General features: G+C 65.2%; 14 protein-coding genes and 1 pseudogene. 6 read left to right on the top strand and 9 right to left on the bottom strand.

Features of this window, described 5'->3' with window-relative positions; all coding sequences use genetic code 11:
* The first annotated feature begins 115 nt into the window (after positions 1–115).
* A complete protein-coding gene (cysZ, locus tag IAE34_RS12685; RefSeq protein ID WP_200139299.1) occupies positions 116–853 on the top strand; it encodes a sulfate transporter CysZ in 738 nt (245 codons plus the stop codon).
* Between the two features lie 57 nt (positions 854–910).
* Here the strand turns inward: cysZ and IAE34_RS12690 are convergent, their stop codons facing one another.
* Positions 911–2,227 (bottom strand): methyl-accepting chemotaxis protein, encoded by a 1,317-nt coding sequence (locus tag IAE34_RS12690; RefSeq protein WP_200139300.1) that lies wholly within the window; start codon positions 2,225–2,227, stop codon positions 911–913.
* A 177-nt stretch (positions 2,228–2,404) separates the two neighbouring features.
* Here IAE34_RS12690 and IAE34_RS12695 point away from each other — a divergent pair, with 177 nt between their 5' ends.
* Positions 2,405–3,622, top strand: a complete 1,218-nt coding sequence (locus tag IAE34_RS12695) for a glycosyltransferase family 4 protein (protein ID WP_200139301.1) — start codon at positions 2,405–2,407, stop codon at positions 3,620–3,622.
* A gap of 11 nt (positions 3,623–3,633) precedes the next feature.
* Here the strand turns inward: IAE34_RS12695 and IAE34_RS12700 are convergent, their stop codons facing one another.
* Entirely contained in the window at positions 3,634–4,116 is a 483-nt protein-coding gene (locus tag IAE34_RS12700; RefSeq protein ID WP_200139302.1) for a glutathione peroxidase, read from the bottom strand.
* Between the two features lie 142 nt (positions 4,117–4,258).
* Entirely contained in the window at positions 4,259–4,744 is a 486-nt protein-coding gene (locus IAE34_RS12705) for an FKBP-type peptidyl-prolyl cis-trans isomerase (protein WP_200139303.1), read from the bottom strand.
* Between IAE34_RS12705 and IAE34_RS12710 the strand changes: the two are divergent.
* Together IAE34_RS12710 and pta are read left to right on the top strand one after the other, a co-directional pair.
* A pseudogene (locus tag IAE34_RS12710) lies at positions 4,743–5,044 on the top strand (DUF3565 domain-containing protein). The gene IAE34_RS12705 and the pseudogene IAE34_RS12710 sit on opposite strands and share 2 nt — an antisense overlap.
* Positions 5,045–5,075: 31 nt before the next feature.
* The gene (gene pta, locus IAE34_RS12715) at positions 5,076–7,163 is read left to right on the top strand and encodes a phosphate acetyltransferase (protein ID WP_200139305.1); all 2,088 of its coding nucleotides are present in this window, start codon (positions 5,076–5,078) and stop codon (positions 7,161–7,163) included.
* A 44-nt stretch (positions 7,164–7,207) separates the two neighbouring features.
* Here pta and IAE34_RS12720 read toward each other — a convergent pair whose 3' ends face one another.
* The 6 genes from IAE34_RS12720 to rluD all read right to left on the bottom strand — a co-directional run bounded on the left by IAE34_RS12720 (position 7,208) and on the right by rluD (position 15,162).
* Positions 7,208–7,945, bottom strand: a complete 738-nt coding sequence (locus IAE34_RS12720) for an OmpA family protein (RefSeq protein WP_200139306.1) — start codon at positions 7,943–7,945, stop codon at positions 7,208–7,210.
* Between the two features lie 181 nt (positions 7,946–8,126).
* A complete protein-coding gene (locus IAE34_RS12725; protein WP_200139307.1) occupies positions 8,127–8,819 on the bottom strand; it encodes a sensor histidine kinase in 693 nt (230 codons plus the stop codon).
* Complete coding sequence (locus tag IAE34_RS12730; protein WP_200139308.1) at positions 8,816–10,423, bottom strand: tetratricopeptide repeat-containing response regulator; 1,608 nt, start codon at positions 10,421–10,423, stop codon at positions 8,816–8,818. The genes IAE34_RS12725 and IAE34_RS12730 overlap by 4 nt, the downstream gene beginning before the upstream one ends.
* Positions 10,424–10,553: 130 nt before the next feature.
* Positions 10,554–13,271, bottom strand: coding sequence for a LuxR C-terminal-related transcriptional regulator (locus IAE34_RS12735; protein ID WP_200139309.1), 2,718 nt, complete (start codon positions 13,269–13,271; stop codon positions 10,554–10,556).
* Between the two features lie 179 nt (positions 13,272–13,450).
* Complete coding sequence (gene pgeF, locus IAE34_RS12740; protein WP_200139310.1) at positions 13,451–14,203, bottom strand: peptidoglycan editing factor PgeF; 753 nt, start codon at positions 14,201–14,203, stop codon at positions 13,451–13,453.
* A complete protein-coding gene (rluD, locus tag IAE34_RS12745) occupies positions 14,200–15,162 on the bottom strand; it encodes a 23S rRNA pseudouridine(1911/1915/1917) synthase RluD (RefSeq protein WP_200139311.1) in 963 nt (320 codons plus the stop codon). Before rluD ends, pgeF begins: the two co-directional genes overlap by 4 nt.
* 146 nt (positions 15,163–15,308) lie before the next feature.
* On the opposite strand from rluD, the gene IAE34_RS12750 reads away from it, so the two are divergent.
* Both IAE34_RS12750 and IAE34_RS12755 read left to right on the top strand, forming a co-directional pair.
* Complete coding sequence (locus tag IAE34_RS12750; protein ID WP_200139312.1) at positions 15,309–16,328, top strand: outer membrane protein assembly factor BamD; 1,020 nt, start codon at positions 15,309–15,311, stop codon at positions 16,326–16,328.
* 98 nt (positions 16,329–16,426) lie between these two features.
* Positions 16,427–16,657 carry a PP0621 family protein gene (locus tag IAE34_RS12755; RefSeq protein WP_200139313.1) on the top strand — a complete coding sequence of 77 codons (231 nt, stop codon included), beginning with the start codon at positions 16,427–16,429 and terminating at the stop codon, positions 16,655–16,657.
* Positions 16,658–16,677: the final 20 nt, after the last annotated feature.

Here is a 16,677-nt window from a genome sequence, read left to right on the forward strand (position 1 = left end):
TGCACAGCGTTGGCTCAAAGTTCTTTCATGGCTTTGTTACCGGCGATGTCGCGCCTTTCACCGCGACGCCAAACTCGGTAAGGTCAGCGCATTCATTCATCCGTGGAGCGTTTCGATGCAAGCCCCCGTCCTGTCCGGCCCGCAGTACCTGCGCGAAGGCCTGAAGCTGGTCCTGAGCCCCAGCCTGCGACTGTTCGTGCTGTTACCGCTGGCGGTCAACATTCTGCTGTTCGGCGGCCTGATCTACTTCGCCGGTCATCAGTTCGGCCTGTGGGTGGATGCACTGATGCCGACCCTGCCCGATTGGCTGGGTTTCCTCACCTATATCCTCTGGCCGCTGTTCGTTGCCCTGGTGGTGCTGATGGTGTTCTTCACCTTCACCCTTCTGGCCAACATCATCGCGGCGCCGTTCAACGGCTTTCTGGCTGAAAAGGTCGAGGTGGTGGTACGCGGCGAAGATCACTTCCCGGCGTTCAGCTGGGGCGAACTGATGGCAATGGTGCCTCGCACCCTGAGCCGCGAAATGCGCAAGCTCGGCTACTTCCTGCCGCGCGCCATCGGCCTGTTCATCCTGTCGCTGATTCCGGTGGTCAACGTGGTGGCTGCGCCGCTGTGGCTGGTGTTCGGGGTGTGGATGATGGCCATCCAGTACATCGACTACCCGGCGGACAACAACAAACTGAGCTGGCAGGACATGCTCGCCTGGCTGCGCGGCAAGCGCTGGCAGTCGCTGGGGTTCGGCGGCATCACCTACCTGGCGTTGCTGATCCCTGGAGTCAACCTGGTGATGATGCCGGCCGCGGTGGCGGGGGCGACCGTGTTCTGGGTGCGCGAGCGCGACCGGGCGCACTGAATCCACGCCCGGCCAACGGCGTCCCTGCCCTGAAGGCCGGCGCCAGGCCGGCGCGGCTCAGTGACCCAGCTGATTGGAGAACTGCCCTACCGCGCTGACCACCTTGCGCGCGCCGTCCTGGATCTCGACGATCACCTGGCCGGTTTCGTCGGCCAGCGTGAGCCCCTGTTCGGCCTGGCGCTTGCTGGTGTCGATGATGTCCACCGCCGCCTGGGCCAACTGCTCGTTCTGCTGCACCACCCGGGCGATTTCCTCGGTGGCACTGCTGGTGCGTGAGGCGAGCTGGCGCACTTCGTCGGCGACCACCGCGAAGCCCCTGCCCTGCTCACCCGCGCGTGCAGCCTCGATGGCGGCGTTGAGGGCCAGCAGGTTGGTCTGCCCGGCGATATCGCTGATGGTCTTGATGATCGAACCGATCACCTTGGATTGCTTGTCCAGCGCCTGGATACCTTCGGCCGCCTCCTGCATCGAGCCTTCCAGACCGCGCATCACGGCAACGGTCTGGGTCACCACCTCGGTCGCCTTGCGCGCCGCGGCATCGGTGTCCTGGGAGGTGCCGTAGGCCATGTCGGCGGCTTGAGCCACCGCCATTTCCTGATTCACCTGATCGGTGATGACGGTGGCGAACTTGACCACCTTGTACAGCACATCGTGGGCATCGATGATCGGGTTGTAGGACGCCTCCAGCCACACCACTCGCCCGTGGGCGTCGATGCGCTTGAAGCGTTCGACCACGAATTCGCCACGGCGCAGCTTGTCCCAGAACTGCTGGTAAGCGACCGAATTGGCTTCCTCCGGCTCGCAGAACATCCGGTGATGCTTGCCGCGGACCTGTTCGAGGGTATAGCCCATCGCCTGCAGGAAGCGGTTGTTGGCGGTGAGGACCACGCCGTCGAGGTTGAACTCGATCACCGCCGTCGAACGCATCAGGGCCTTGATCAGGCTTTCGTGCTCGCGCGAGGTCTCGATGGTACGAGTCAGGTCGCTGGAGTGCAGGCTGAAGCACTTGATGCGGCCGTCCGTACCTCGAACCGGTTGCAGGATCGAGCGCAACCAGGCCTCTTCGCCATTGCCCCGGAGCAGGCGGAAGGCGCCGTGCAAATGCTCGCCACGGGTGATGGCCGATTTCATTCGCTGATAGAAATCCAGGGATTTCACGTGGGCCGGCACGATTTCCTCGATGTTGCGACCGATCAGCTGCTCGCTGCTGTAGAGCATTTCCTTCTCGAAATTGCCATTGGCAGACTCGATGCGCCCCTGGGGATCGAGCTGCAACACCAGCATTTCACTGTCGAGGCTGTTCTTGACCTGTTCGATCGTCTGCAACTGCTCGCGCAGCTGCAGAATTTCCTGCTTGAGTTTGTTATTGAACATCACCGCTCTCCTGGAGCGCACCCACCCGTCGAATGCCTCTGCATCGGCTGATCCAGAACGCTCTTGAGCGAAGCTGCAACAAATACTGTCGCTGCCGAGCGCGCCCGTCACCGCGTGTCATCACGGGATCATCTTTTCGTCATCCGACGGCAACCAAGCCATCGCAGACTTCAGGTCATGAACATACCGCCGCTGCGCATCACCCTGGTCAGCGAGACCTTCCCCCCCGAGATCAATGGCGTCGCCAATACCCTTGGCCGGCTCAGCGAAGGCCTGCGGCTTCGCGGTCATCAGGTGCAGGTGGTGAGGCCGCGACAAGTCGGTGAGTCTGCCGGCCTGGCCGACGACAGCCTGCTGCTGTGCCGCGGCTGGCCACTCCCCGGCTATCCGGGCCTGCAATGGGGTGAAGTCTCGATGCACCGGCTGTGGCGGCGCTGGCGGCGTCAGCGTCCCGATGTGCTGTACATCGCTACCGAAGGCCCGCTCGGTCTCAGCGCATTGCGCGCAGCGCGCCGCCTGGGCATCGCGGTGGTCAGCGGTTTTCACACCAATTTTCCGCAGTACTCCGGCCAGTACGGGCTGGGCCTGCTCGCGCGCCTGCTGACCCACTACCTGCGCTGGTTCCATCGACGCACGGCCACCACCCTCGTTCCCAGCGCCAGCCAGCGCCTGGAGCTGCAGCGGCGCGGCTTCGAGCGCCTGGCGCTGATGGCACGCGGGGTCGACGCGCAACTGTTCAATCCGGCACGGCGCAGCCAGGCATTGCGCCAGAGCTGGGGACTGCAAGCGGATGACATCGCGGTGCTGCATGTCGGACGCCTGGCGGCAGAGAAGAACCTGGGGCTGTTACAGCCCTGCCTGCAGGCTTTGCAGCGGGCCCATCCACAGCGACGGCTGCGCCTGATCGTCGTCGGCGACGGACCGCAGCGGGCACAGCTGCAACACCAGCTGCCCGAGGCGATATTCTGTGGTGCGCAGCGCGGCGAAGTGCTGGCCGAGCATTACGCCAGCGGTGACCTGTTCCTGTTCCCCAGCCTCACGGAAACCTTCGGCAATGTGGTACTGGAGGCGCTCGCTTCCGGCCTGGCGGTGGTGGCCTATGATGAAGCGGCCGCAGCACAGCACATCCGCCATGGCCACAGCGGCGCGCTGGCCATGCCTGGGGATCAGGAGGCGTTCATGGATGCGGCCTGCTGGCTGCTCGAGGATGACGAGACCCTGCGCCGGGTGCGCCTGAATGCCCGCCAGCATGCCAGTCGCCAGGGGTGGCAGGCGATCGTCGAGCAGTTCGAAGGGCATCTGCATGCCGCCTGTGCAGCGAGCCAGGTCCGGCCCGCGGCGGCGGTCACGCCACGGCCAGCGACCGAGCCAGGCGGCAGTGGGTCTGGCAGCTAGGTCGCTGGCCCTCAGCCCAGCGCCTTCTCGATGGCCTGCACCACGACCGCGTCGTCCGGCGCGATACGCGGTGAGAAGCGGGCCAGTACCCGGCCGTCCTTGCCCACCAGGAACTTCTCGAAGTTCCAGGTGATGTCGCCTGGAAACTCCGCGCCTTCGCCGGCCAGCAGACGGTAGAGCGAGTGACGCTCGGGGCCGTTGACTTCCAACTTGGCACTCATCGGAAAGCTGACGCCGTAGTGGGCTGCGCAGAACGCCTGGATATCCTGGGACGAACCCGGTTCCTGTCCGGCGAACTGGTTGCACGGCAGGCCCAGGACGCTGAACCCCCGATCCTTGAACTGCTGGTGCAGCTTTTCCAGGCTCGCGTACTGGGGCGTCAATCCACACTTGGAAGCGACGTTGACCACCAGCACCACCTGGCCCTTGAACGGAGCCAGCGGCAGGGCCTGGCTATCGAGCGCTTCGAGCGTCAGTCCATGGAATGCACTCATGTTGTTTCCCCTCTGGATTGCCGATTGCCGCTGGGGCGAAAAGCGCCCACTAAAAAGGCGCGCGGCCAAGCCGTACACTCGCCCATCACGGGCAGGCCGGCTTGCCCGAGCGCCTGACGACTCTCAGAGCTTAGCTGAGAAATCAGTGGTGGTGGCCACCTTCGCCATGGACGTGGCCGTGGGCGACCTCTTCTTCGCTGGCATCACGCACATCGACGACCTTGACCTTGAAGTTCAGACGCTGGCCGGCCAGTGGGTGGTTACCGTCGACGGTCACGTCGTCGCCGTCCAGGTCGCGGATGGTGACGATCTGCATCTGGCCGTCCGGCGCCGAAGCATGGAACTGCATGCCGACTTCCAGTTGATCCACACCTTCGAACATGCTGCGGTTCAGCGTGCTGACCAGTTCGGCCTGGTATTCGCCGTAGGCGTCTTCCGGCTCGATGGCGACGTCGAGCTCATCACCGGCCTGCTTGCCTTCCAGGGCCTTTTCCAGGCCGGGGATGATGTTCGAAGCACCGTGCAGGTAGACCAGTGGTGCGCCACCGGCGGAGCTGTCGATGGTCTCCCCGGCGTCGTTGGTCAGGGTATAGTCGATGGAGACTGCCTTGTTGGCGGCGATCAGCATGGGGCAAGACCTTTGCAAAAGAATGTAGAACGGACAAGTGTAACCAAGGGCACGCCCGATTGCGAACGCGCAGCCGAAGGCCACCACCCCATCAGTCGGATCGTCGGCTTCCAGCTCGATGCCCACGGCCACTGGGTGGTGGCGCTGTCCTGCGGGCACACCCAGCACCTGCGTCACCAACCGCCCTGGCAACAGCGCGCCTGGGTGCTCGATGCACACCAGCGCGCGGCCCGTATCGGCCAGGTGTTCGCCTGCGGCTGGTGCGCGAAAGGTGCCGATAGCGCTACCCTTGCCCGCTGACCCTTCGCACCGCTCATTCGAGACGCCACCCATGCAGACTTTTTTCATCGCGCCGACCGACTTCGGTGTCGGCTTGACCTCCATCAGTCTCGGGCTGGTGCGTACCCTCGAACGCGGCGGGCTCAAGGTCGGTTTCTTCAAGCCCATCGCCCAGCCTCACCCGGGCGACACCGGTCCGGAGCGCTCCACCGAGCTGGTGGCGCGCACCCACGGCATCAAGCCGCCCATGCCCCTGAGCCTGGCCCAGGTCGAGCGCATGCTCGGCGACGGCCAGCTCGACGAGCTGCTCGAACAGATCATCAGCCTGTACCAACAGGCCTGTGTCGGCAACGACGTGGTGGTGGTCGAGGGCATGGTGCCGACCCGTCACGCCAGCTACGCCGCGCGGGTCAACCTGCACCTGGCCAAGAGCCTGGATGCCGAGGTGATCCTGGTGTCGGCACCGGAAAACGAGGTGCTCAGCGAGCTGTCCGGACGCGTCGAGTTGCAAGCCCAGATGTATGGGGGCCCACGCGATCCGAAAGTGCTCGGGGTGATCCTCAACAAGGTCCGCACCGAGGAGAGCATGGGCGAGTTCGCCAGCCGTCTGCGCGAGCACTCGCCGCTATTGCGCGGCGACGACTTCCGCCTGCTGGGCTGCATTCCCTACCAGCCCGAACTCAACGCCCCGCGCACCCGGGACGTGGCCGACCTGCTCGGCGCCCAGGTACTCAACGCGGGCGACTACGAACAGCGGCGCATGAACCGCATCATCATCTGCGCACGGACCGTGGCCAATACCGTGCCGCTGCTGACCTCCGGCACCCTGGTGGTGACCCCCGGAGACCGCGACGACATCATCCTTGCCGTGAGCCTGGCAGCGATCAACGGCGTGCCGCTGGCCGGCCTGTTGCTGACCAGCGACAGCAAACCAGACGCACGCATCCTCGGCCTGTGTCGTGGCGCGCTCAATGCTGGCCTGCCGATTCTGTCGGTGAGCACCGGCTCGTTCGATACCGCCAACCTGCTCAACTCGCTCAATCGGGAAATCCCGGTGGACGATCGCGACCGCGCCGAATTCATCACCGACTTCGTCGCCAGTCACCTGGACGCCGCCTGGCTGCACCAGCGCTGCGGCACCCCGCGCGAGCTGCGCCTGTCGCCGGCGGTGTTCCGCTATCAGCTGATCCAGCGTGCGCAGCAGGCCAACAAGCGCATCGTCCTGCCCGAAGGTGCCGAGCCGCTGCTGGTGCAGGCCGCCGCGATCTGCCAGGCGCGTGGCATCGCCCGTTGCGTTCTGCTGGCCAAACCCGAAGCGGTGGAGGCCGTGGCCCGCGCACAGGGGATCAGCCTGCCGGCCGATCTGGAGATACTGGACCCGGAGCTGATTCGCCCACGCTACGTCCAGCCCATGGTGGATCTGCGCAAGAGCAAGAACCTCAATGCACCGATGGCCGAGCAGCAACTGGAAGACCCGGTGGTGATCGGCACCATGATGCTGGCCCTGGATGAAGTCGACGGCCTGGTCTCAGGGCTGGTGCACTCCACCGCCAACACCATCCGCCCGGCCCTGCAACTGATCAAGACCGCTCCCGGCGCCAGCCTGGTGTCCTCGGTGTTCTTCATGCTGTTCCCCGAGCAGGTGCTGGTGTACGGCGACTGCGTGATGAACCCGCATCCAGACGCCGCCGAGCTGGCCGAGATCGCCCGCCAGAGCGCCGAGTCGGCGCAGGCCTTCGGCATCACCCCGCGCGTGGCGATGATCAGCTATTCAAGCGATTCGGCCAGTGACGACCAGGTGCAGAAAGTGCACGAAGCCACACGCCTGGTCCAGGCGGCCGAGCAGGATCTGCTGATCGATGGTCCGTTGCAGTACGACGCCGCCGCCAATCCGCAAGTGGCCCTTCAGTTGGCCCCGCAGAGCGCCGTGGCCGGGCGTGCGACGGTGTTCGTGTTCCCCGACCTGAACACCGGCAACACCACCCACAAGGCCGTCCAGCGCAGCACCGACGGCGTCAGCCTGGGTCCGATGCTGCAAGGCCTGCGCAAGCCAGTGAACGACCTGCCGCGCGGGGCGCAGGTGGACGACATCGTTCACACCATCGCCCTGACCGCCATCCAGGCCAGTCAGGTACGCTGATCCAACCTGGGCCGCAGCATGCGGCCCAGGGGAGGCATCAGGTATCAGGGATACTGCTGAACGGTGCCCTGCTGGCCAGCACCTTGCTGATCGTACTGCTGGCCGGGGATCGGCTTGAGGTTGACCTCGACGCGACGGTTCTGCGCGCGACCGTTGGCGTCGGCATTGCTGGCGATCGGCTGGTCAGGCCCCATGCCACGTACGCTGACTCGCGAGGCGTCGACACCCTGGGAAGTGAGGTAGGTGCTCACCGCCTGGGCGCGTCGCTGGGACAGGTCCATGTTGTGCTGGCGGCTGCCGGTGCTGTCGGTGAAGCCCACCACTTCGATGGTGTTCTGGTTGAACTGCTTGAACGAGCTGGCGAGGTTGTTCAGTGGCGAGTAGAAGCTCGGTGCGATGTTCGCCGAGTCGGTGGCGAAAGTGATGTTACCCGGCATGATCAGCTTGATCTGGTCACCCTGACGCTGCACTTCGACACCGGTATTGGCCATTTGCGCACGCAGCTCGGCCTCCTGCTTGTCGGCATAATAGCCGTACCCCGCAGCCGCTGCGCCCACGGCGGCGGCGCCGATCAGCGCACCCTTGCCACGGTGATTGTGGTCGATGGCAGCGCCCGCCACTGCACCGGCCAACGCGCCCAGGCCGCCGTACTTGGCCGTTTTGCTCATTCCGGAACCGCCGCCCTGCGCCTGGCCCTGGTTGTCATAGGGATTCTGCCCGGCACAGCCGGTCATCAGGGCAGCGGTAGTGGCGACGATAATCAGGCGGCGCAGGTTTGACATGGACAAGCTCCTGGTGAAATTCGAATATGCGACTGATCGCAGGCGAACAGAGACCAGACTTGGACTGGAACGACGAAGGAAGATTCCATGAAAACCCGTTCATCGGCTGCGCCGCGACCGCCCGCCCGACAATCTCCCCTCGCCCGCAGACATCACTGGCCCAGCCCGCAGACGACCCGCCTCAGGGCAGGTACAGACTGAAGAGCCCGCCGCCCAGTGCACCACCGTTGCGCAACTCGATCCGCCCGCGCACGCCGTCGCGCTCGTGCAGCGCGGCGATCCGCGCGGCGAAGTACAGCCCCAGGCCAGTGCTGCCACTGCTCGCATCGATGCCTTGGGCATAGTCGTGCTGGCGCTCGAGCATGTACTGGGGATAACCGGCGCCGTCGTCGTTGACACTGATCACCAGTTGCTCGCCTTGCTCCTCGACGCTGATCAGCAGTGCATGCCCAGCATAGCGGATGGCATTGGTCAGGACGTTGGCCACCACCGAGGCCACCAGTTCGCGGTCGAAGAAGCCCAGCGGGTTCTCGGTCTCGATTCGCCAGGTGGCCAGCAGGTCACGGTGACGAATGACGTCCTGCTGCGCCGCCAGCTGCGCTTCGACGAAATCTTCCAGCTCGTGGTAATCGGGGCAGATCGGCAGCTGGTTGATGCCCAGCTTGTACAGCCCCAGCATCTGCACCAGCATGCCGTTGAGGTGGCGCAGCTCGTGCTCGATCACCCCCTGCTCGCTGCCGCTGCGGGCCGCTTCGGGCAGGCGCGCCAACCACTGGTCATGGGCCTGGGTCAGCGCCGACAACGAATTCTTCATGTCGTGCACGGTGGAGGCGATCACCGTGGAGAAGTCCAGCCCCTGCTCGTGGTCGCTCATGCGCCGAACACCCGCACATGCAACTTGCGATAGCGCTCGAAGCGGCTGTCGCTGGCGGGGATGCCGGCCACCCGGTTCAGGCAGTCCTGGCATTCCTGCATGATCGACTCCGGCGGGCGCTCGCCGCCCACGCGCAACAGGGCCTGGGCAGTATTGAGGGCGATGCTGATGTTCTTCGGCTGCAACGACAAGGCCTTGCGAAACAACTGCAGCGCCTCGCTCAATTGTCCGGCCTGGTAGCTGCGCACGCCCTGACGGTTGAGATCCACCGCCTCGGTGACGGCGCCTAGCACACTGGGGTCGTCGGTGACCCTGGCCACGCTCTGCATCACACTGGGGTCGTCGCCATAGGTCTCCACGCAGCCCTTGAGGATCGAAGTGCCGGCCGAGGCCTGTCCGAGCGCACTGAGCTGGCTGGCCACGGTCAGGGCGGCATCGACCGAGAAAAACTGATCCATCTTCTCCAGGCGCTGCATGGCCTGCTCGGTGAGCTTGGCTGCGGTCTCGGCATCGCCGGCCTGTTGCAGGCTGGCCGCCTTCATCAACCGCGCACGGACCTGCAACCCCTGATCTTCGGTGTGCTCCTTGGCCACTTCGCTGAGCACCGTGTTGATCTCCACACGGGTACGCGCATCCAGCCCGTTGCCCGCATTCTTGTTCATCAGCGCCTGGGCCAGGCCCAGATTGCTCTCGGCGCTCTTGTAGCGCGAACTCTGGCCCTGGCTGACGGCATGCCGGTAAGCCTTGGACGCACCCTCGAAGTCTTCGTTGTCCAGCGCCAGCTTGCCCAACGCAGCCTGACGGCGGACCGCCAGCGGCGACAAGCGCACCGCTTCTTCCAGCACGTGCTGGGCACGCTTGCTGTCGCCTTTGGCCACCAGCACCTCGGCCATGCCATCGTACAGCGCCGGCATGATCGGAAACGCCTTGAGCGCCTGCTCGTAGACGCCTTGGGCCTGGTCCTGCTGGCCACGCTGGTGCAGCAGGCTGCCCAGCGCCGCGTAGGCCCAGGGCTGCGGACGACTTGCCAGGATACTGGTGAGAAACTTCTCCAGTTCATCGAAACGCTTGAGCGCGCGCAACGCATCCGCTCGGTAGCGCAGGCACAGCGGGGCAAAGCGCGGATCCTGCTTGCACAGCTCGGCGCAGGCGGCCAGCACCTCGGCCGGACGACCGCGATCCAGCGCTTGCAGAATGGGCTTGAGCAATGCCTTGCGCTGGGTGAGCTTCTCCAAGCGCTGCGCCAGGCCGATACGATTGAACGGTTTGGTCAGATAGCCATCAGGCTCGTGCTCCAGCGCGCTGAGCACGATGGACTGGCTGCTCTCGGCGGTGACCATGATGAACACGCACTCATGGCTGATGAGCTTGTCCAGCAACAGATCCTCGAGCACCTGTTGCCCGTTCTTCTTGCCATCGCCCAGGTGAAAGTCCTGGAGGATGAAGTCGTAGCGTTTTTGCGCACACATGCGCAGGGCCTGCTCGCCACTGTCGGCGGTATCCACCTCGCGCACTCCGAGCTCGCGCAGCATGGAACGCGTGGAGGTGCGAAAGTCGGTGTAGTCGTCGACGATCAGAAAGCTTTTTTGCCCGTACTGCAGCATCGACACGACCTGTATTGGAGGGTGGAAAGTGAATGAGGCGTCTGCTGTATCGGCCGTACGTCGGAAAAGATGAGCCCAGCCGCACCCAGGCGGATATCAATTGGCCATCACTTTACCTCTGTGCCCTGCGTCAGGCCAGCAGCCCCAGCGATTTGGCCCTGGCCACCGCCTGGGTGCGACGCTCCACACCGAGCTTGCTGTTGATATGGCTGGCGTGGGTCTTGACGGTGTGCAACGAAATGAACAGCCGCTCACTGATCTGCTGGTTCGAACACCCCAGGGCGATCAGCTCCAGCACCGCCAGCTCGCGGCCGCTGAGTGCCTCGCGACTGCAATGTAAGCCGCTCGACACCTGCGGCAGGCACGTCTGCAGCGCCTCTTGCACAGGGCAGGCGGGCAGACGGGCAAGCTGCTCGCGCAGCCATTCGCCCTGCCCATCGAGCAGTGCCTGGAACGGCTGCAGGGCGCCGCCGCGGGCCGCCAGGAGCGCGCGACCCAGCCATTGGAGGGCATCGCGGTCACGTCCCTGCGCCAGCATCAGCATCACCAGCTGGCATGCCGCATTGAGCACCAGCATCATTCCGCCATCGGCTTCGCCACGCATCGCCAGTGCGCACAGTCGCCGCTCGGCCACCTCGTCACGCTGCAAGGTGCAATCGAGCAGGGCCTGTTGCAGGCCGATGTGCTGGGCCAGCAACGGATGGAACTCCGGGGCGGCCGCCGGCTGCTCGCCGCCATAGGTCTGGCCCAGGCGCAGCAGCCAGGGTTCGGCGAGATCGACACGCCCCTGTGCCTGCCACAGCTCGCACTTGATCAGGGTGATCATGGCCAGGTAGAAAATCGGTGGAACATCCCAGATGTGCATGAGCCGTTCCGCCTCGGCCAATTCCGCGAAGGCTTCGGCGAAGCGTCCGTCACGGCCGTCGAGCGAGGCGATCACGCAGTGGCCGATCAACACGCTGATATCGCGACACGCCCTGGCTTCGCCGAGCCCGGCGCGCAGACGCTTGCGCGCCTGCTCGGGTTGAAGGCGCGAAGCCAGCAGGTAGCCCTCGTAGAGCACCAGCCGCGCCCGCACGGCATACAGGCGCTGGCCCGGCAGGCCATGCAGCCGATTCAGTCCATCCTGAACCTGGGCCAAGGCGCGCAACACCTGACCGCGCGCGTGCAGCACCCGCGCCTGGTCATAGTGAGCCAGCGCCTCGAACAGGGGGTTGCCCACCCGCTGCGCGAGCTCCAGCGCCTCGCGATTCCAGCCACGCGCCCGGGAGAAATCACCGTCGGCGATCGCCAGGTTCGACAAGGTCGACAGGCATACCAGACGCTGGCCATAGCGCTTGCAGGGCAGGCTCTGCAATGCCTGCTCGCAGTACTCCAGGGTGCGCTGGCGATCGCCTCGGCCGCGGGCGATCACTCCACTGAGCGCCATCCACTGCGCCAGCATCGACCTCTGCGCGGTGGCCGAAGGCGCCGGCAGGAAGCGACTCAAGTGCGCCGCCAGCTCCTCGGCCGCATCGAGCTGACAAGCCAGTCCCAGTGCCCAGCTGTACAACACGATCAAGCGCGGCGTGCTGGTCAGCAGACGCTCGGGCAGGTCCATTTTCCAGCGCAGCAACATGCCGATGTTCTGCTCGGCCAGCAGTTGCTCCTCGGACAGGCTCTGCACCAGGTCCGCAGCCACTTCCAGCGAGCCGGCGCGCAGGGCCTGCTCCACCGCCTCGTCCAGCAATCCGTGGCGCTCGAACCAGCGACAGGCGCGCAGGTGCTGGGCAGGCGAAGGCGCGCTGGCCGGGCGGCTGCGCAGTAGATCGGAGAACAGGTGGTGATAGCGGAACCAGCGGCCATGCTCATCCAGCGGCACCAGAAACACCTGATGGGCCCGCAGGTAGCGCAGGATCGCCTCACTGTCCTGCCGCTCGCGCAAAGCGTCGCACAGGTCGCTGCAGAAGCGCTCCTGGGACGCCGTGTCATAGAGAAAGGCCTGGATCTCGCCCGGCAAGAGCTCGATCACCTCTTCGAGCAGGTAATCGCGAATCAGCCCCTCGGCGCCATGCAGCGCCTGCGGCAAGGCCTGCTCCAGCCCCGACTCGTTCACCGCCAGTTGCCAGAAGCGCAGGCCCGCGACCCAGCCATCGCTGCGCTGGATCAGGTTATCCAGGGCCTGCCCGCGCAGCCCGGTCGGCTGCCGGCCGATGACTGCCAGGGCTTCGTCGGGGGTCAGGCGCAGGTCTTGCTCGCTCAGTTCGGCCAACTGGCGCGACAGACGCAGCCGCGCCAGGTGCCAATCAGGGCGTTGACGGCTGGTCACCAGCAGGGCCAGCCCAGAGGGCAGGTGGTCGAGCAGAAACTGCAGGCAGCGGTCGAGCACCGGGCCCTGGACGAGGTGATAGTCATCCAGCACCAGCAGCACTGGGCTGGCACTGTCCATGTGCTGAGCCAACTCGTCGAGCAGGCCGTCGAGCCATTGCTCGTAGGCGAAAGGTTGATGGCGCTGACGCATCTTCAACAGGCCCATGGCCTGGCCGCCCAACGCAGGACACAGCCCTTGCAGGCCTTCGAGCAGGCGCTCGAGGAAACGCCCAGGCTCGGCATCTCGCGGGCTCAAGCCCAGCCACAGGCTGCGCCAGTGGCCGGGCAATTGCTCGCAGAACTCGATGGCCAGACAGCTCTTGCCGAAACCGGCTGGCGCACTGACCAGCAACAGCCTTCCGCTCAACCCTGCTTGCAGGCGCTGGCACAGTCGGCCACGCAGCACATGCCCCTCGGGCAATGGCGGGCGAAAGAACCGCGTGTCGCGCCCGGCAAGGGTCTCGCTGGCAACTCCATGCGTGCGGGACAGGTCTGTCATGGCCGGCTCGTTCGAATTGGAAGGTAACGGCGCTGTGGGTGTGATGCGAGACTAGCGGCAAATCACCTGCGGCTGAAACAGGCGAAGGCGCTTTCCGGGAAAAAGACTACGACAAAAAGAAACAAAGACTGACAAGAATCAGTGAGGTCTATGGCACGCCATAGCACAGGCGCAGGACATCACTCGGCCGCGGCGTGAGCGTCCAACCACACCAGCGAGGCGAAACGCCCGCCTTGGGGCGTGCGTCGGTAGGAGAAGAACCGAGCGTCGGTGACGGTGCACAGTCCACCGCCATAGACGGCCGTGACACCGCAGGCCGCCAGACGGATACGCGCCAGCGCATAGATGTCGGCGATCAACTTGTCGGGCCGCTGGCCTGGCGTGAAGGCAAGCGCCGCCTGGGGATGCGCAGCGACGAAAGCCTCGCGCACTTCCAGCCCCACTTCGAAGGTCTGCGGCCCGATGGCCGGCCCCAGCCATACCAGCACCTGCTGCGGTGCGAGGGCCAAGCGCTCGAGGGTAGCTTCCAGGATCCCGCCGGCCAGGCCCCGCCAGCCAGCGTGGGCGGCGGCCACCCGGGTACCGGCGCGATCGCAGAACAGCACCGGCAGGCAATCGGCAGTCATCACGCAACAGGCGATGCCTGGCCGGTCTGTCCAGCTGGCGTCAGCCTGCGCGACCTGATCGGGATCGGCGTCGGCCACGGCCACGCCATGCACCTGTTTCAGCCAGGCCGGCCGGGCGCGCAAGGCCTGTGCAAGGCGTCGGCGATTTTCCGCGACCGCCGCCGGATCGTCGCCGACATGATCGCCCAGGTTGAAGGTATCGAAGGGCGGCAGGCTGACGCCGCCCTCACAGGTGGTGACACAGGCGCGAACCGAGGCCGGGGCCGGCCAGTCGGGAAGGATCAGCGACTGCGTCGGCACGCTCATCCGACGAAGCTCTCGCGATCCTGGTCGAGCAGCGACAACAACCACATGAAGTCGTCCGGCAGGGGCGACTTCCACTCCATCCGCTCGCCGGTAGCCGGGTGGTCCAGCGCCAGGAAGCGTGCATGCAGGGCCTGGCGGGGAAAATGCTTGACCGCCTCGACCATGGCCACGCTGGCGGCAGGTGGAATGCGGAAGCGCCCGCCGTAGGTCTGATCGCCCACCAGCGGGAAGCCCACATGGGCCATGTGCACGCGGATCTGGTGAGTCCGCCCGGTTTCCAGCTTGACCCGCACATGGGTATGGGAACGGAAGCGCTTGAGCACGCGATAATGGCTGACCGCCGGCTTGCCGCCGTCGGTGACCGCCATGCGCTGGCGCATGCCGCCGTGCCGACCGATGGGGGCGTCGATCTTGCCACCGGCGGTGACCACCCCCACCACGATGCATTCGTAGATGCGGCTGACCGAGCGCTTCTGCAACTGATCGACCAGGTTTGTCTGCGCCTGCAACGTCTTGGCCACCACCATCAGGCCGGTGGTGTCCTTGTCCAGGCGATGGACGATCCCGGCGCGCGGCACGTTGACGATGTCCGGCACGTGATGCAGCAAGGCGTTGAGCAGGGTGCCGCTGGCATGCCCGGCAGCCGGGTGGACCACCAGGCCGGCCGGTTTGTTGATCACCAGGATCTGTTCGTCTTCATAGACGATGTCCAGCGCGATGTCCTCGGCCTCCCATTCGCCCTGGGCTTCCTGCTCGGCGTCGAGGGTCAAGACGGAACCGCTGTGAACCGTGTCGCGCGGGCGCAGCTGCGCTCCGTCGACGGTCAGGCGGCCCTCCTTGATCCACGAAGTCAGGCGCGAACGCGAGTACTCGTCGAACAATTGGGCGGCGACCTGGTCGAGGCGTTGCCCCCCCAGTTCGGACGGGACCTCTGCACTTAGTTGAATGATCTCGGACATGCTCGAATCGATGGGCTTACAGCCTTTGGTTTCGGCTGCGTGCTTGTGGTTAAATACGGCTTCTTTTGTCCCGGGGTTGGCCGGGGCGCTCATCATAACAGGACGGCACCGCCCAAGACAGCGGCCGTCAAAGGACGCAAGCCGCCATGCAAGTGAAACACCTGCTGCTGATCGCCATCCTCGGGCTCACTGCTGCCTGTTCCTCGAACAAGGAAGTCATTGACGAGAACCTCAGTGAAGCCGAGTTGTACCAGCAGGCGCAGGCCGACCTGGACAACCACAGCTACACCAGCGCCGTGAACAAGCTCAAGGCCCTGGAATCGCGCTACCCGTTCGGCCGCTATGCCGACCAGGCCCAGCTCGAGCTGATCTACGCCAACTACAAGAACACCGAGCCGGAGGCCGCCAAATCGGCCGCCGAGCGTTTCATCCGCCTGCACCCGCAGCACCCGAACGTCGACTACGCCTACTACCTCAAGGGCCTGACCTCGTTCGACCAGGACCGTGGCCTGCTGGCGCGCTTCCTGCCACTGGACATGACCAAGCGCGATCCGGGGGCGGCCCGCGACTCCTACAACGAGTTCGCCCAGCTCACCAGCCGTTTCCCCAACAGCCGCTACGCCCCCGATGCCAAGCAGCGCATGATCTACCTGCGCAACCTGCTGGCCTCGTATGAAATCCACGTTGCCGACTACTACCTGATGCGCGAGGCCTACGTCGCAGCCGCCAACCGCGGTCGCTACGTGGTGGAGAACTTCCAGGAAACGCCGTCCGTCGGCGACGCCCTGGCGGTGATGACCGAGGCCTACCAGAAGATGCACCTGGACGAACTGGCGGCCACCAGCCTGGAAACCCTCAAGCTCAACTATCCCAATCACCCGAGCCTGGTCGACGGACAGTTCGTGCCGCAGCGCAAGGACGACGACGACCGCTCCTGGCTGTCCAAGGCCACGCTCGGGCTGATCGAAACCGACACGCCGCTGCCGCCGGGTGAAACCCGCGCCAACCAGGACGTGGTCCGTCAGTTCAAGGACGCGCGCTCGGAAATGCCGGCCGAACTGCTGCCCAAGGACGAGAACGGCGATCCGATCCTGCCAGCCGGTCCGAAGGAAACGGACGAGGATCGCTCCTGGTTCAGCTACCTGACCTTCGGTCTGTTCGACTGACATCAGGCGCAACGAGAAAGGGAGGCCCAGGCCTCCCTTTTTTCATGGCCGCAGCCTAGACTGTGGCTCTTCCTTTTCATCACCACAAGCTGGACACCATGGTTCGTCTACTCTTCTGGATCGCCCTGATCGCTGCCGCCTTCTGGCTGTGGCGCAAATTCAAGCTCAGCCAGCAGGTGCACCCCGAGTCGCGTCTCGACGATCCCCTGACCATGGTTCGCTGCGCCCATTGTGGCGTGCACCTGCCCAATGACAGCGCCCTGCGGCTGGGCAGCGACTGGTATTGCAGCCAGGCGCATCTGCAGCAAGGGCCCAAGCGCCAGGGCTGAGCCTGACGCAGTTGCTCGCG

Source organism: Pseudomonas sp. S30, assembly GCF_016518545.1.
In the GTDB taxonomy this organism is placed as follows: domain Bacteria; phylum Pseudomonadota; class Gammaproteobacteria; order Pseudomonadales; family Pseudomonadaceae; genus Aquipseudomonas.

Bases quoted from the DNA above. Each gene is read 5' to 3' on its own strand.
- cysZ (WP_200139299.1), top strand. From the start codon at position 116: ATGCAAGCCCCCGTCCTGTCCGGCCCGCAGTACCTGCGCGAAGGCCTG.
- IAE34_RS12690 (WP_200139300.1), bottom strand. From the start codon at position 2,227: ATGTTCAATAACAAACTCAAGCAGGAAATTCTGCAGCTGCGCGAGCAG.
- IAE34_RS12695 (WP_200139301.1), top strand. From the start codon at position 2,405: ATGAACATACCGCCGCTGCGCATCACCCTGGTCAGCGAGACCTTCCCC.
- IAE34_RS12700 (WP_200139302.1), bottom strand. From the start codon at position 4,116: ATGAGTGCATTCCATGGACTGACGCTCGAAGCGCTCGATAGCCAGGCC.
- IAE34_RS12705 (WP_200139303.1), bottom strand. From the start codon at position 4,744: ATGCTGATCGCCGCCAACAAGGCAGTCTCCATCGACTATACCCTGACC.
- pta (WP_200139305.1), top strand. From the start codon at position 5,076: ATGCAGACTTTTTTCATCGCGCCGACCGACTTCGGTGTCGGCTTGACC.
- IAE34_RS12720 (WP_200139306.1), bottom strand. From the start codon at position 7,945: ATGTCAAACCTGCGCCGCCTGATTATCGTCGCCACTACCGCTGCCCTG.
- IAE34_RS12725 (WP_200139307.1), bottom strand. From the start codon at position 8,819: ATGAGCGACCACGAGCAGGGGCTGGACTTCTCCACGGTGATCGCCTCC.
- IAE34_RS12730 (WP_200139308.1), bottom strand. From the start codon at position 10,423: ATGCTGCAGTACGGGCAAAAAAGCTTTCTGATCGTCGACGACTACACC.
- IAE34_RS12735 (WP_200139309.1), bottom strand. From the start codon at position 13,271: ATGACAGACCTGTCCCGCACGCATGGAGTTGCCAGCGAGACCCTTGCC.
- pgeF (WP_200139310.1), bottom strand. From the start codon at position 14,203: ATGAGCGTGCCGACGCAGTCGCTGATCCTTCCCGACTGGCCGGCCCCG.
- rluD (WP_200139311.1), bottom strand. From the start codon at position 15,162: ATGTCCGAGATCATTCAACTAAGTGCAGAGGTCCCGTCCGAACTGGGG.
- IAE34_RS12750 (WP_200139312.1), top strand. From the start codon at position 15,309: ATGCAAGTGAAACACCTGCTGCTGATCGCCATCCTCGGGCTCACTGCT.
- IAE34_RS12755 (WP_200139313.1), top strand. From the start codon at position 16,427: ATGGTTCGTCTACTCTTCTGGATCGCCCTGATCGCTGCCGCCTTCTGG.